This window comes from Bartonella sp. AP258QHHD, assembly GCF_042196145.1.
Lineage (GTDB): Bacteria > Pseudomonadota > Alphaproteobacteria > Rhizobiales > Rhizobiaceae > Bartonella.
The window spans coordinates 1410-17830 of the sequence record NZ_JBHIPR010000045.1; the positions used below are offsets into that span (position 1 = coordinate 1410).

The window sequence follows — 16421 nt, forward strand, 5'->3', positions numbered from 1 at the left end:
ATAAAACGAAACGAAAAAAAGTAATCAAGGCTCTTCTTATCGTCTTTGCGCTTTTTGTACTTTGGTTTAGCTATAAGTGGACGACGCAATGGCGTTATATGCTGTCCACTGAAGATGCCTATGTACAAGGAGATATAGCCGCTATTGCGACTAAATTAAATGGATATATTGAAAAAATTGCCATTAAAGCCAACCAAGTTGTAAAAAAGGACGATGTTTTATTTTACTTAGACAATGGTGATTATCAAATAGCCTTGGATCAAACAGAAGCGCATCTTGACACACAGAAAAAAACACTTCTACGCATTGATGCGCAAATCACAGCCGCTCGTAGTTCTTTAGATGATGCAAAAGCACAAAAAGCAGCCGCTTCAGCCATAGCAACCAATGCACAACTCACCTTAAAACGTGTAACAGAACTGAAAGCCAATCGTTATGCTCCTCAATCCAATGTTGATGATGCCAAATCCGCTTATGAACAAGCCATTGCGAATGTTAACAGAGCGGATGCAAAAATGGCTTCAGCACGTGCAAATATCCGAGTGCTAGAAGCGCAACGAAGTGAAACAGAAAGCGAAACAAAGAGTTTAGAGCTCTCGCGTAAAAAAGCACAACGTGATCTTGATTCGACCATTATACGAGCGCCATTTGATGGAGTTATAGGAAATTTAACAGCAAAAACGGGAGATTTTGTTGTAAATGGCCAACGTCTTGCGGCGTTAGTCCCCATACATGCACTTTATATTGAAGCAAACTATAAAGAAACACAGCTACAAGACATTCATACCGGACAAAAAGCTTATATTTCTGTTGATGCCTTCGAAAATGATGTTTTTACAGGAACAGTGCTTTCTATTTCGCCCGCAACAGGCGCTGTTTTTTCTCTTCTGCCTCCACAAAATGCTACCGGTAACTTTACAAAGATTGTCCAGCGCATTCCCGTACGTATTTCTATTCCAGAAGAAGTCTTAAAAACCGGACATATCCGAGCAGGAATGAGTGTTTCGGTGAAAATTGATACACGTACAAAGCCACAAGATAAAAGTCTCTTATAAAAAAGTAGAAGATCTTACTATGACATCTTCCATACCAGAGCTCATACAGTCTCAAGAACGCATAGGAATGCGCAAAATTGTAGTTTTTATAGCTATGTCTTTTGGCATGTTTATGGCAATCTTAGATATCCAAATCGTTTCCTCTTCTTTAGCTGAAATTCAAGCGGGTCTTACAGCAAGCTCTGAAGAAATTTCATGGGTTCAAACTTCCTATCTCATCGCTGAAGTCATCATGTTGCCGCTTTCTGGATTTTTAGGAAGATTGCTTTCAACACGTGTTTTCTTCACCATATCAGCGATCGGGTTTACGATTACTTCTGTTCTTTGTGCAACAGCAACATCTATTGGAGAGATGATTTTGTATCGCGCACTACAAGGTTTTATTGGTGGAGGAATTATCCCAAGCGTTTTTGTCGCCTCTTATGTTCTTTTTCCTCCTTCCAAACGCCCAATTGTTACCCCTATTGTTGGACTAGTAGCAACATTGGCCCCCACCATTGGTCCAACCGTGGGAGGCTATATTTGTCATCTCTCATCATGGCATTGGCTCTTTCTCATCAATGTACCCTGCGGGATTATCATCTCAATTCTCGCTTGGAAATTAATTGATTTTGATAAAGCTGATCCCTCTTTAATGAAGAAGTTTGATTGGTTAGGATTCATTTCTATGGCTACTTTCTTGGGAACTTTAGAGTATATTCTAGAAGAAGGAGCACGTCATGATTGGCTGAGTGATACGCTGATTCGGGATTTGTTCATTACCATGATTCTTGCTGCAGCCTTATTCTTCTGGCGTGCTTTTACAGTAAAAGAACCCATTGTAGATCTCTCTACTTTTTCTAATTTTAATTTTTCAGCTGCATCCATTTTTTCCTTTTCATTGGGAATAGGCCTTTATGGACTCACGTACCTTTATCCTGTCTATTTAAGCCAAATCCGCCACTTTGATGCTCTCATGATTGGAGAAACATTGTTTCTTTCAGGATTCGTCATGTTATTAACTGCCCCGCTTGCTGGATTTCTTTCAGCACGAATGGATGCACGTTTAATGATGGCAATAGGACTTTTTGGTTTTGCAATAGGTATTTGGATGGCGAGCTCTATCACAGATAACTGGGATTTTTGGCAGCTTTTTTGGCCGCAAGTTTTCCGTGGTGCTTCTGTAATGTTATGTATGGTTCCTATTAATAATATTGCCTTGGGAACACTCCCACCAGAACGGATGCAAAATGCTTCTGGACTCTTTAATCTCACCCGGAATCTAGGTGGGGCTGTAGGGCTTGCCATTATCAACACTCTCATAACAAAACGCACAGACTTCCATCATGAACGAATAGCCGAAACTCTTAACTACGCAAACAGACAAGCAACTGAAATGCTTTCAAATCTTACTGTATTATTCAAAACAGAAACCTTTGATTCCTATACTCTGGCTCTTTCTCAATTGTTTGGTATGGTACGCATACAAGCAACCATTATGGCTATTAGTGATATTTTCTTTATCATAACCATCATCTTTGGTGTTTTGACATTTATGACCATATTTCTCAAAAAAATACCACCTCTCATGGATTCACCACCAAATCACTAAGCTTAATTAAAATTGAGAAATATTTTTTATCCTTATCACTTTCCTCGTTTCCTATGCACTTTATCTTGTCTCAAGAGACAGTATAAATAAGCATATGATTCTAAATGATTCTTCTGATAAAAATTCTTTTAATGCGGGCTCTTTCCGCACTTAAAAACAACTTCTCGCATACAAAAATTGTTCTAGATGATCGGTAAACAAAGAGCTTATCTAAAGTGCTCCACACCATAAAGATAAAGCAGCCATTTCTATAAGATTTTTGATTTATCACCATAGGGCACAAAAGATTAAAAGATTCTTTGCCCTTCACTCTTTTGATTCTTACAAGAATATTCATAAAAGATTTATGATTCTTATGATTTTTATTCACGCACATATTTCTCTTATAATGTGTAGGATAACGTTTTTTTTTGATTCTGAATGCAAAATTTTACATGAGAAAATCATTTTGTATTTGATACTCTCATGCCAATTGCAAAACGATTTACCTTTATAGCAAAAAAGTAATGATATATTTTTTTCAAAAAAGCTGCTTTTAAACATGTAATTTTATTTTTTTACACTCTTTAAAAAAAGCTGATACTTACAATTTTGATTCTACTGCTGCATATTTTTCTTTCTTAAGCCCCTTCTCTTTCAACAAGCGCTAAAATTGTATAAAATTTCTCAAAATATCTCTCTATTGAATCAATCAAAACCATTCCCTTGCACATAAAAAGCAAAGAAATAAAAACTGTTTAAGAAAAAAGTAAAACATCCAACCGTTTTGATGCAAGATTTATCAACGATATTGAAAACTGGAAAACTGTATGATGATAGCGACTTTAAAAGAACACAAGACAACTCAAAAATCCGGTTCCTTCAGTATTATAAAATAAGACACTATTTCAAAAAATGAGCTTAAAATATATTCTTACTCACTTAACTGAAATTATCAAAAATAAGAAACCAGCCCCATAAAGAAAAAGCCATATAATAAAATCGCAATACAACTCCCCAAAACTTTGTACCGCTAAATACCTTGGCACTGTCAAAACGGTATGCTCTTCTCAATGGCAGCTGCTGAAAAACGAAATAAACACTATCTTCAAGCGACTTTATGATGCTGAAAACGATTTGAAACTTCTCGTTCTCCACTAGGAACCAAAGTGCCATAACACCCAGAAAGATAATGTGGTATCAGTTCCAACGCTTGAAAGCGATGTTTTTCGTAAGGACCAGGCATTGCCAAATTTTCTGTTAAACTATTTGAAAAGCCAAAACGTTGATAAAATTCAAAATCCCCTACCAGCAAAATGGCGCCATATCCCAATTTTTTTGCTGTTTCAATTGCATGGCGGACTAAAATTGATCCTATTCCCATACCAGCACATTCAGACGCAACAGCCAAGGGGCCTAAAAGTAAAGCATGTTGTGTTTCATTTTTTTCTTTAGAAAAAGAAACATGCCAAAGACGGACACTTCCCACAAGCTCTCCAAACACATTTTTAACCACAAAAGAGAGCCCTTGAGCAGCCAAACGACCACGACGTAAAACCTCTGATGATTTACGTTTACGTCCATACCCCATCATTGAATCAAGCAAATTTTCTCGATAAGGCTTATCGGCTTCTTGCTCCAATAAAAGTGTAAAACATGCCCCATCTTTTGTTTGAAAATTAATCATGTTCATCTCTATAACCGCCCTCTTACAGCGCCATGACGAGCATAGCAAAAAATCTAAAAAACTATAGTTAAAAGGAAATGTCAGATCACATATGATCGTAAAGGCTCAAAACCATTAAAAGCAACCGATGCGTAAGTTGTTGTGTAAGCACCCGTTCCATGAATCAATATTTCATCTCCTATCGTTAGGGATAGAGGAAGCGGATAAGGTGTTTTTTCATAGAGAACATCTGCCGAATCGCATGTCGGTCCAGCCAAAATACAAGGCTCCATCACCTTATCATCATGAGGTGTCTCAATAGGATAACGAATGGCTTCATCCATAGTCTCAGCAAGACCATTAAATTTCCCAATATCAAGATAAACCCATCGTACATTATCGTTATCAGCTTTTTTAGATATTAGAACAACTTCTGTACGAATAACACCAGCATTGCCAACCATCGCACGTCCTGGCTCAATAATCGTCTCAGGGATACGATTACCAAAATGCTTTTTCAATGAATCAAAAACTGCTGTACCATAAGCTTGTTCTGTAGGGACATCTTTCAAATAACGCGTTGGAAAACCGCCCCCCATATTCACCAACCTTAGTGAAATGCCTTCTTGTTCCAAACGCTTAAAAACTGTAGAAGCATCCGATAAAGCACGATCCCACGCACTCAAATCAACCTGCTGAGATCCAACATGAAAAGAAACACCATAGGCTTGCAAACCCAATTGGTGTGCCCGTCTTAGAACATCAACCGCCATATCTGGAACACAACCAAATTTGCGTGACAATGGCCACTCTGCACCTTTGCCATCGGTAAGAACACGGCAAAAAACACGTACTCCTGGAGCAACACGCGCAATTTTTTCCACTTCTTCAACACAATCAACAGCATAAAGTGAAACTCCCAATGCATATGCTCGTGCAATATCACGCTCTTTTTTAATCGTATTTCCAAAAGAAATACGCTCTGACGTTGCTCCTGCTTTTAAAGCCATTTCAATTTCTGCAACAGAAGCCGCATCAAAAGAAGATCCTAAAGAACTTAGCAAACGCAAGATTTCAGGAGCTGGATTTGCCTTTATTGCGTAAAAAATACGAGACTGCGGCAGAGCTTTTTCAAAATTTAAATAGTTATCACGAACAACATCAAGGTCAACAATTAAGCATGGACCTTCAGAACGATGTGTTGCAAGAAAATCGCGAATACGTTGCGTTGCCATCTGCAATTCTCCTTGAGGGAACGCTCCCCCACTCTATGCTTAGACAGCCAAAGCTGCCAAAAGCTAAAGGACAAAAAACACACAACAACCATCCCCATTCTGATTACAAAAAACCAGAAATTAGCATTGCATGCTGCGAAAGAACAGCGCGAAACCGCGTTATTCTATTTTATCTGCCTTTTTGATTGGAGTTGAGAAAACCACTTCCGCACTGAAGGCAATGAGGTGTGCCTCTATAGTTATCCCAGCATTTAAAAGCTGGAAGACACCAGAAAGGCCCGCACCGTCGTTGCTTCAAGATGTCCTCATTCTTGCAATTGGCTGTAAGAATGACTGGAGCGGTTAGTTCCAGGTACCGTACCGGTTAATCTCACCATTTGAGAACCAGCGGACACCCACAGGCACGTGCGACTTTGGGCAAGGCATCCTATAAAACGAATTCTTTCTCATTTCAATCATTTTTTTAATTTTAAACATTTTTTAATTCTTAAAGATAAAATGATGCGAAAAAACAACACTCTCCCCCAGACAAAGCCATCCATCCGCTTTCATGAGATCACACCCTTACATTATCCGTACAACATAAATCACTGTCTTGCGTTTAAAGCCCCTCGTTTCTTTACCCTATTCTATCTCCTAATATCTGCAGCAGAAAATAACGCAAATAAATTACTCAAAACATTAATTTATAATGATAATTTATTATTGTACCCTTAAACAAAAATCCCATTATAAAATCCTCTTATTTCAACCCTCTTACAATGAATCAATTAAAATCATTCTTTTGCGTATCACAAATAAAAAACAATTGAAAAAAGGAGTACCTCTTATATATCCTCTCAAATGCAAAGATGACCAACATTGAAGACTGAGGATAGTAACGACTGAAGCACCATAATCTTTAAAGATAACGTGTCCTTCCCCCAACAAAACACCATTATCTTTCTCATTTACATCCTAAAAAACATCCCTACTTCCACATTCATTTCACAGCATCGCTTAAGCAAAATATCATGAAGAATTCCCCGTATAATATAGCTTGTATGATATAGATCAACTACATCTCACCCTCTTTATACTTATGAAATTAAAAACAAACGCTCCCATTCTATCTGCCAACTCCCAATATTGCAGAAACTCCTACATTGAAATGTTTCATAACACCTTATCTAAAATGATTTTTGTCCACACGTTGCTCCCATTTGCAACGTACAAGTGAATGAATTTTACGCGATTCGTTCTCATCTAATCTGAAAGCAACAAAGTTCACAATATTGAACTCTTTTATTCGAATGAATAATAAATTATCATTATAAATTAATGTATTATATTAAATTCTGAAATCATAAACTCCTATTATCATTTTATTTTTCCACCTAGCATCTGCTTTTTAATCACATCTTATTCATACGCTTTTCTCTTAAACTATAATCTCCCTCCTCTGCGCTGTTGGTGAACGGCTTTTCTATTTTAAAATGAAAAGTATTTGAAATACTCAATCCTATAAAGTCAAAGAAAGTAAACAATCTATAATGATTACTTATAAGTCAAATAATTTAACATAAACAAAAAGACCGAATAATATCCGGTCTTATAAAATATTTTTCTACTAATATTAAAAAACTCTTCTCTCTTAAATTTAAGAGAAAAACGCTACAATTTAAAGCCCTACACTGCGATATCCTTATGTCCCTTGATGAGAATCAATTGCACGCAACTTCAACAATTGAAATTGCCTATGGCGCTCACGAAAGCGCTCTCTATCGGCTTCACTACGCGTGTTATAACAAGCATCACAGGAAACACCTTCCTCATAATGAGGCGATAATTTGCTTTCAGCATTAAGAGGAGAACGACACGCGCGACATAATTCGCGTCCACATTCTTCAAGACCATGTTGAACAGAAACACGCTCATCAAAAACAAAACACTCACCCCACCATAAACTTTTCTCTTTTGGAATTTTTTCTAAATATTTTAGAATACCTCCTTTTAGATGGTAGACTTGCTCATAACCAAGATCACGAACATAAGCTGTTGATTTTTCACACCGAATACCACCTGTACAAAACATGGCAATTTTCTTTTTTTTCTTTAACTCAGCCTCATGTTTACGCACCCATTCAGGAAATTCGCGAAATGTTTTAATCTGCGGATCAATCGCTCCTTGAAAACTCCCTATCGCATATTCATAGTCATTCCGTGTATCGATTAAAATTGTCTCTTCATCTTGAATAAGAGCATTCCAATCTTCAGGATCGACATAAGTACCAACAACTTTTAGCGGATCAACCCCTTCAACCCCCATTGTCACAATCTCTTTTTTCAACCGCACTTTCATGCGATGAAAAGGCATTTTTGATGCCCATGAATATTTAATCTCCGGCGTTTGAAACGCTGGCTCAGCCGTAATAAAATCCACCAATGCCTCAATCGCATCACAAGAACCAGCAACTGTTCCATTAATGCCCTCTTGTGCTAAAAGCAGAGTGCCTTTGATATCCTTTGCTTGACATAAATCCTGCAAAGGTTTTTGTAATTGATGATAATGCTTCAAATCTGCAAAGCAATAAAGTGCAGCAACTTTAAAATTCTTTTCCATGTGTTTTGCCATAACGCGCGTTTCATTCAATTTCAAGATTTATTCATGTACTCTTTAACATATTGTGCTTAATCAAACGATACAAATAATATCATCACCAAGAAGAAAAAATATCATGTGCCAAAAAAGAGAAAAGCTTTTATTATATCTCCAAGGACAAACTGTTATACCTGTTTTACTCATTGACAATCTACAAAGTGCTGTACCCTTAACACGCGCTCTTGTCAAAGGTGGATTAAAAACAATTGAGATCACCTTGCGAACACCAAATGCCCTCAAAGCAATTCAGAAAATTACACAAGAAGTCCCTGAAGCAATTGTTGGAGCCGGCACAATTCTCAACACAACACATTACGAAAAAGCCGAACAAGCTGGAGCCAAGTTTATTGTAAGCCCCGGATTATCCAATGAACTAATCAATTGTGCAAAAAATAGTGAAATTCCCCTTCTTCCCGGTGCAATGACCCCAAGTGAACTCATGCAAGCATTAAACAAAGGCTATTCATATCTTAAATTTTTCCCTGCTGAAGCTACTGGGGGTATTTCCTTCATCGAAGCTTTAGCATCTCCCTTCTCTGATATCCGGTTTTGCCCAACAGGCGGTATTACACAAAAAAGTGCAACACAATGGCTCCAACTGCCCAATGTCTTCTGCGTTGGTGGTTCTTGGATAGCGCCCCAACAACTCATTGCAATAAGTGATTGGGATTCGATTACTGCATTAGCATATACCGCATCACAACTTCCCTCTCCCTCGAAAAAAGCTCTTTCTACAATCTAATATAAAGTGCAAGAATATCAGCCCCTTCAACAAGACCAAAGCTTTCACACATCCTTACGCAATCTTTTAACATTGCCATGGAACCACAAATCATCACCCGATCTTCATCGAGATGAATTTTGGGGAGTGCTATTGTTTCAAAAAAGCTCCCACTCTCCATAACAGTCGTAATACGCCCCATATGCTCAGAAAGCTCACAAGTAGTCATAGGATAAAATTTCAACTGTTGTGCATATGCCCCAATGAATGAATCTTGTTGCAAAGAGAAAACAAGATCTTTTGCACAAATTAACTCATTCTTTTCGCGCGTTATTTAAATAAGAACAACTTCTGAAAATTTTTCATAAGTGTCAGAATCACGAATAAAGCTTGCAAAAGGAAAAAAAATCCGTACCGCTTTGAAAGAAGATAAAGCACCAATTTTCCCACCCATTACTCCACAAAAGCGCGCTCTACAACATAAGTAGCAGGAGCATTATTGGCCCCTTCAACAAGACCAAAGCTTTCACACATCCTTGCGCAATCTTTTAACATTGCCATGGAACCACAAATCATCACCCGATCTTCATCAGGATGAATTTTAGGAAGGCCTGTTGTTTCAAAAAAGTCCCCACTTTCCATAACAGTCGTAATACGCCCCATATGCTCAGAAGATTCACGAGTAGTCATAGGATAAAATCTCAACTGTTGTGCATACTCTCCAATGAGTGGATCTTGTTGCAAAGAGGAAACAAGATCTTTTGCATAAATTAACTCATTCTTTTCGCGCGTTGTTTGAATAAGGACAACTTCTGCAAACTTTTCATAAGTTTCAGGATCACGAATAAGGCTTGCAAAAGGAGCAATTCCCGTCCCAGTTGAAAGAAGATAAAGACGTTTTCCAGGAATAAGAGCATCAAGAACCAGCGTTCCTGTAGATTTTTTACGCATGAGAACTGTATCACCAATTTTAATTTTTTGGAGATGCTCGGTTAAAGGTCCCCCTGGAACTTTTATCGAAAAAAACTCAAGCTGTTCATCCCAAAAGGGGCTTGCAATCGAATAAGCGCGATAAATCGGCTTTTCTGCATTTGGCAAACCGATCATAACAAACTCACCCGAACGAAAACGAAAACTTTCCGGACGATTCAGACGGAATTTAAATAACCGATCTGTGTAGTGACAAACCTCTTGGACAGTAAGGGCGAACACATTCTCAGGAATCGGAAAATTTGCAACGCTGCTGATGCTTGACGGAACATTGGTAGCAGACGTATTCATACTCTTCCCTATATTTTATTGAACGTTAAATTTCGAATCCTTGACGTGATATAGTACTTGCACAACCATCTGCCAACAATTTTCTTAAAACAAAAGCCTCAAGGTTAACACTTTTATGTCAAAATTAAATAAATGAATCTAGCGCGCTCTATAAGCGATAAAATTGATTTCACTTAAAACCAATCAAAGACTAGAAAGTAAATACTGGATACCCAATCCATCTTGAAAACAAATAATATCCAAATCAACGAGTTTTCTAAATCAACAGTTTTTAATGTATCAAAAAGTGTTTACACACTGTTTTCCATTCAATAAAAATAATTTTAAGTGCATGAGACGACATCCAAAATTGCACAGATGAGTGATCTTCCCCCTCATGGTAAAAAACTTGTAATACATTGACTTAACGTGGTTAATTTAATCATTTTACCTTCTCTAAATAAGAAGCCAATGCAATATTTAATCACAACAATCACACCAGCAATAATAGTCTAACATTGCACTCTTCAAAATGATACAATACAATAAACTATGTTTATTTTTTTATATGCCTAAACGAGGGAAAATAAGTAAAAAAGTCTATGTTTTACAAATCATTAGAAGATACCATGTTGATAACAACACAAATAAAACTAAACTATCTCTTATATCCAGAGTACCATTTTACATAAAAAACGACTTTAATGGCAGCATAGGCTTCTTAATGATTTTGACCATAGCAAATAGTGTCTTTCCCCTATATCGTAAAGAACCTCAATGAAACAACCAAAAAAACTCCGTATTTCACGAACACAGATAAGCTTTTAAAATGAACAAATCCGTTAATGATGAAATAAATACATCACTCTATACAGCTGTAGCAACCATCGATGTCAGTGCCATTGTTGCCAATTATATTACTTTAGCCAAACGTGTAGCTCCAACACAATGTTCAGCAGTTGTAAAAGCAAATGCCTATGGATTAGGAGCACACAAAATTGCTCCTGCCCTTTACCAAGCTGGTTGTCGCACTTTTTTTGTCGCCCAAATCAGAGAAGCACTCCAATTAAAAAGCATTTTACCATCAAATGTCACAATTGCCATTCTGAATGGACTTCCACACTTAGCAGAAGAGTTTGTCGCACAATCTGGTATTGTTCCTGTTCTAAACTCTTGGAATGCCATTGAAAATTGGCAAAAAATTTGTCAAAAAAAAGATAAAAAATTTCCAGCAATTGTTCAAATCGATACCCATATGAACCGATTAGGACTGGATCAAAAAGAATTGCAAAAACTCATCAAACACCCTACAATTTTCGAAAAAGCAGAAATAAAATACATTCTTAGTCATCTTTCTAACGGAGAAGATGATACCCACCCATCAAATTATGCCCAATTGACTTCTTTCAAAACGATCCTTGCGCAATTGCCTGCTTGCAAAGTTTCCTTTGCCAATTCTGGAGGTATCTTTCTAGGATCAGATTTTTATTTTGATCTTGTTCGTCCAGGCATTGCACTTTACGGAGTTGATCCGCGGGGAAAACACCCATCACCTTTGAAACCTGTTTTAAAACTTGAAGCCCAAGTCATTCAAAGCCGCGTTGTTGATATAGGAGCACCTGTTGGTTATGCAGAAAGCTTTATAACCAACAGACCAAGCACTCTTGCAACCATTTCTATAGGCTACGCAGACGGCTGGCTCCGTACTCTTTCGAATAAAGGAACTGTTTATTTCAACGGGCACAAACTTCCCATGGTTGGGCGGGTTTCTATGGATTCCATTATTGTAGATACGACCGATCTTGAACAAAAACCTCAAACTGGTGACTGGGTAGAACTCATTGGTCCCCATCAAACACTTGAAAAAGTATCTATAGATGCCGATACCCTTCCCAATGAAATTCTAACATCTCTTGGCTCCCGCTATAAATACATTTACACATAAAAACTCTTTAAAAAAATAAATTGATAAAAATCATCATTTTAGAAAATTGAGGGGCTTTTACAAAAGATTTTACAACAATCAACCACACAGAATGGTCATAGACACCGTACATTCACAGAAATCTCAAAACAGACAAGTTGATGGACTGTTTTATGGAAGTAGCTTTCACCTAAAATACAAAAACTTAGCCTTTCCCCATAAATTGACAAAAAAGAATCTACTACAAAGTTTTTAAAATTAATTTCCCAATTAAAATCATTCGCTTGCATACCACAAGCTGGACTATGTGTAGATAAAAATGATTTAAGAAAAGAATAATGCCTCTTATGAACCATAGTGCCAAGAGCTATAACATTAGGCGCTGGCAAAGTGTATAATAGTGCCGGCTTACTCCGTTATGAAGCGTAAAGATTGGGGGATCAATGGATTTACCCTTACACCATTCACAAGCGCCGTCGCGAAATGGGATTAGGAGCGAAATATCTCTTTTAAACAAACATGTGAATTAACAACCCAAATATATTCTTTTTGGAGCGTTCTGTTTTACATGAGGATCATTCCCCCACTAAAGAACACAATAAATAAAAATATGGAGCAATGTGTAATCCCCATTATTAAAAATAATATTTCTTTAAATGCTTTTGAAAGCCGCAAAGCTGAATTAAGAGGAGATGGCAAACTGAGGATTGATTTTCACCTTTACGGCTTTACATTTTCCCAAATGAGATTGTCTTCCAGTTTCAAAGGTTACGTCAACAGAAATACACAATCCCCCCGCCCTCATCTGACAGACAAAAGCTGGAACTCTCATAAAGCTCTTTTTTTCTCAATCTCTGACTCAAAACATGTCGCTGCATTAAGTTTGGATGTTGATTTACAGGCAACAGCTAAAGCACACGAGCTCTTAGGAAAACAGCGCCGTAAAGTCACAAACTGACTTGCAATGAAGTGGAAAGATGTGCCGGCTTTTATAAGACCCCTTGTAAAAAAAAACATAATACATTTGGCTTTACGTTTGCTCATTCTGACAGGTGTTCTTACATATTTTTGCGTCATATTTATAAACAGCAGATTAAAGAGAAATATTTAGACAATTCTTGACTCGAAAAGATGCAACAACAGAGTTTCGCGTGTCTTTATCATCAAAAACACTAAAATTGATTTTATTCTTCTACAACCAGTCGTCGTCACCTTAGTGAGAAGGAGTATATCACAACACATGCAACAGACGGGATCCTATCCTCATAGGTTTTCACTCTCGTTTACATGAATTAGCTGGCTAGACCGATGCCGACTAGTCACTAAAACCATGTCATACGGTAGAAGACAAAGGAGAGCATGCCTATTGCCGACAAAACACAGCTTTTTGTCGACTTTTTCGATTTTGCTCATGTTATAAAAAACAATGCAAAATTCTAGAAAATAGACAAATAATTCCATAGTAACATGATCAACAAGTACAAAACCCACACAAAATGTGTGGGCTTTTTTCGTTCATGCAAATAAACAAATTAAATATATATTTGTTATTTAATAGGTATTTCCCAATGGTGGACACGAACAAATGAGCATTCTGTCTCCCGCAACATTATCAATACGCGATACAGGAGGCCAATATTTATTGGCTGGATCAAGAGAACTGTTGGGAAAAGCAGCTTCTTGTCGCGAATAGGGTCGTGCCCAAGCATCATCTAAAGTATCTACCACTGTATGGGGGGCATTCACCAATGGATTATTGTCTTTTGGCCAAACCCCGCTACCAACTTTTTTCGCTTCTTCAGCAATAGAGAGTAAAGCATCACAAAAACGATCAATCTCTGCTTTTGGTTCAGATTCCGTTGGCTCAATCATCAAAGTTCCCGGAACAGGGAACGACATCGTAGGCGCATGGAATCCATAATCAATGAGACGTTTTGCAATATCATCAACACTCACCCCATACTGCTCTTTCAACACGCGTGTATCCACAATACATTCGTGAGCAACACGTCCATGCTTGCCCCGATAAAGAATGGAATAAGCAGCTGAAAGACGTGCAGCAATATAATTGGCATTTAAAATGGCTATTTGTGTTGCATATTTTAAGCCATCAGCCCCCATCATTCGAATATACATCCATGTAATTGCAAGAATAGACGCACTTCCATAAGGAGCAGCAGAAACCGCATGTGTTGTCCCATCCTGTTCATGACCTGGTAAGAATGGTTTGAGATGCACTGCAACTCCAATTGGTCCCATACCAGGACCACCACCACCATGAGGAATAGCAAATGTTTTATGAAGATTCATATGACAAACATCAGCGCCAATATCCGCAGGACGAGCAAGCCCCACAAGGGCATTGAGATTAGCACCATCAAAATAAACTTGTCCGCCATTTTCATGAATAATAGAACAAATTTCCTTAATGCTTTCCTCGTAAACACCATGGGTTGAAGGATAAGTAATCATAAGAGCAGCCAATTTATCTTTATGCAATTGCGCTTTCATCTTGAGATCGTCTACATCAACATCACCATCGCTTAAACATTTTACCACAACGACTTCCATCCCTGCCATATGAGCCGAAGCTGGATTGGTACCATGCGCAGATGCAGGAATAAGACAAACTGTACGTTGATGTTCTCCTCGTGATTGGTAATATCGTCGGATAGCCAAAAGCCCAGCATATTCACCTTGAGCACCAGAATTTGGCTGAAAAGAAACTTGCGCAAATCCTGTAATTTCACACAACCACGCATTTAACTGGTTGATCATCTCCAAATAACCCGCTGCATCCTCTTGTGAAACAAAGGGGTGTATATTGGCCATGCTCGCCCAGCTCACAGGCATCAATTCAGCAGCTGCATTAAGCTTCATTGTACAAGAACCAAGAGGGATCATAGCGCGATCCAGCGCCAAATCCTTATCCGCTAAACGACGCAAAAAGCGCATCATATCTGTCTCTGAATGAACAGCATGAAAAAAAGGCTGAGAAAGAAAAGCAGCATCCCGTTTTTTTCCAAAGAGTCGTGGAGAAACCTTATCAAAGAGTTGTGCCCCCAAAAGCTGCGCTAAAGCACCAGCATCTTCTTCTGTTGATAATTCATCAAAATTGATTGCAATAGTGTCATCATCGAGAACACGAATAAGGCGCCCACCTATTTTGGCTTGATGCGCAATTTCTCGCGCTTTTCCCTTAACAGAAATACTCACACAATCAAAAAAGCTTTTCCCTTCAACATGAACCCCTGCTGCTTCTAAACCAGCAACAAAACGACATGTTAAATGATGAATTCGCTGCGCAATTTCTTGTAAGCCTTTTGGCCCATGCCAAACAGCATAAGCGGTTGCCATATTAGCCAACAAAGCCTGCGCTGTACAAATATTTGACGTCGCTTTATCGCGCCGAATATGTTGTTCACGTGTTTGCAAAGCTAAACGAAAACCAACGCGTCCTTTGGTATCCACGGATTGACCAACAATACGCCCTGGAATAAGACGCGTTAACGCATCACTCACGGCAAGGTAACCAGCATGTGGACCACCAAATCCCATCGGAACGCCATAACGCTGCATAGTGCCAACAACGATATCTGCCCCCCATTGAGAAGGTGGCTCCTGAAGGGTAAGCGCTAAAGGATCAGCTACAACGATAACGAAAGCTCCCTTTTCCTTTGCCTCTTTTATAATCTCACTGTAATCATGAAAAGAGCCTTTTGTATCTGGCCAAGACAAAACAATTGCCGCTGTATCAGGATCAATTTCGCCATTTTGGCTAATCTGAATCCCTTGTGTTTCAGCACGCGTTTGCGCAACACTCAAAGTCTGAGGATGTAAAAGACTCTGAAGAGAAATTTTTGTTTTTTTCTCACGGAAAAAGCGAACAGCAAGGGCATTGGCTTCAGCTAAAGCAGTTGCTTCATCAAGAAGGGAAGCAGCAGAAACAGGCAAACCTGTTAGTTCACTAACCAATGTCTGAAAATAAAATAAAAGCTCTAAACGACCTTGGCTAATTTCTGCTTGATAAGGCGTATAAGCAGTATACCAAGCAGGATTTTCAAACAGATTTCGTAAAATAACCGGAGGCACATAAGTTCCATGGTATCCTTGCCCAATAAAACTTTTGTGCACATGGTTACGCTCCATCATCTGGGAGAGTTCTTCCAAGGCTTGTCCTTCACTAGCAGCCTCTGGAAGATTCAGTGAACGTCCCAAATGGATAGAGTGTGGAACAGCTTGAGAAATAAGTGCCTCAACACAATCAAGCTCTAAAACATCAAGCATTTTTTGTGTTTCATCAGGACGCAGCCCAATATGTCGAGAAGAAAAAGAACGCTCGATCATGG

Annotated in this window: 10 protein-coding genes and 1 pseudogene; 5 read left to right on the plus strand and 6 right to left on the minus strand. The window is 38.3% G+C overall.

Annotation, left to right across the window (positions count from 1 at the left end; all coding sequences use genetic code 11):
• Positions 1 to 1055: HlyD family secretion protein (locus tag ACFIMM_RS04605; protein ID WP_375692642.1), on the plus strand; the 1055-nt coding region annotated here is incomplete at its 5' end.
• A gap of 19 nt (positions 1056 to 1074) precedes the next feature.
• Positions 1075 to 2646 carry a DHA2 family efflux MFS transporter permease subunit gene (locus ACFIMM_RS04610; protein WP_375613634.1) on the plus strand — a complete coding sequence of 524 codons (1572 nt, stop codon included), beginning with the start codon at positions 1075 to 1077 and terminating at the stop codon, positions 2644 to 2646.
• Between the two features lie 1087 nt (positions 2647 to 3733).
• Here the strand turns inward: ACFIMM_RS04610 and ACFIMM_RS04615 are convergent.
• The 3 genes from ACFIMM_RS04615 to ACFIMM_RS04625 all read right to left on the minus strand — a co-directional run bounded on the left by ACFIMM_RS04615 (position 3734) and on the right by ACFIMM_RS04625 (position 8128).
• Positions 3734 to 4318 carry a GNAT family N-acetyltransferase gene (locus tag ACFIMM_RS04615; protein ID WP_375682531.1) on the minus strand — a complete coding sequence of 195 codons (585 nt, stop codon included), beginning with the start codon at positions 4316 to 4318 and terminating at the stop codon, positions 3734 to 3736.
• Positions 4319 to 4392: 74 nt separating this feature from the next.
• Positions 4393 to 5526, minus strand: a complete 1134-nt coding sequence (locus ACFIMM_RS04620) for a type III PLP-dependent enzyme (protein WP_375613635.1) — start codon at positions 5524 to 5526, stop codon at positions 4393 to 4395.
• Between the two features lie 1684 nt (positions 5527 to 7210).
• Complete coding sequence (locus ACFIMM_RS04625) at positions 7211 to 8128, minus strand: rhodanese-related sulfurtransferase (protein WP_375613636.1); 918 nt, start codon at positions 8126 to 8128, stop codon at positions 7211 to 7213.
• Between the two features lie 115 nt (positions 8129 to 8243).
• Between ACFIMM_RS04625 and eda the strand changes: the two genes are divergently transcribed.
• The gene (gene eda / locus ACFIMM_RS04630) at positions 8244 to 8909 is read left to right on the plus strand and encodes a bifunctional 4-hydroxy-2-oxoglutarate aldolase/2-dehydro-3-deoxy-phosphogluconate aldolase (protein ID WP_375682532.1); all 666 of its coding nucleotides are present in this window, start codon (positions 8244 to 8246) and stop codon (positions 8907 to 8909) included.
• Here the strand turns inward: eda and ACFIMM_RS04635 are convergent.
• Both ACFIMM_RS04635 and ACFIMM_RS04640 read right to left on the minus strand, forming a co-directional pair.
• Positions 8899 to 9288 (minus strand): annotated as a pseudogene (locus tag ACFIMM_RS04635) (ferredoxin--NADP reductase); the annotation flags it as partial. The gene eda and the pseudogene ACFIMM_RS04635 sit on opposite strands and share 11 nt — an antisense overlap.
• A gap of 53 nt (positions 9289 to 9341) precedes the next feature.
• Positions 9342 to 10169, minus strand: coding sequence for a ferredoxin--NADP reductase (locus tag ACFIMM_RS04640; RefSeq protein ID WP_273791462.1), 828 nt, complete (start codon positions 10167 to 10169; stop codon positions 9342 to 9344).
• A gap of 808 nt (positions 10170 to 10977) precedes the next feature.
• Between ACFIMM_RS04640 and alr the strand changes: the two genes are divergently transcribed.
• Positions 10978 to 12093 (plus strand): alanine racemase, encoded by a 1116-nt coding sequence (gene alr, locus ACFIMM_RS04645; RefSeq protein WP_375612295.1) that lies wholly within the window; start codon positions 10978 to 10980, stop codon positions 12091 to 12093.
• 589 nt (positions 12094 to 12682) lie between these two features.
• Positions 12683 to 13030, plus strand: coding sequence for a hypothetical protein (locus ACFIMM_RS04650; protein ID WP_375692643.1), 348 nt, complete (start codon positions 12683 to 12685; stop codon positions 13028 to 13030).
• Positions 13031 to 13623: 593 nt separating this feature from the next.
• On the opposite strand, the gene gcvP is transcribed toward ACFIMM_RS04650, so the two are convergent.
• Positions 13624 to 16419, minus strand: coding sequence for an aminomethyl-transferring glycine dehydrogenase (gcvP, locus tag ACFIMM_RS04655; RefSeq protein WP_375682534.1), 2796 nt, complete (start codon positions 16417 to 16419; stop codon positions 13624 to 13626).
• Positions 16420 to 16421: the final 2 nt, after the last annotated feature.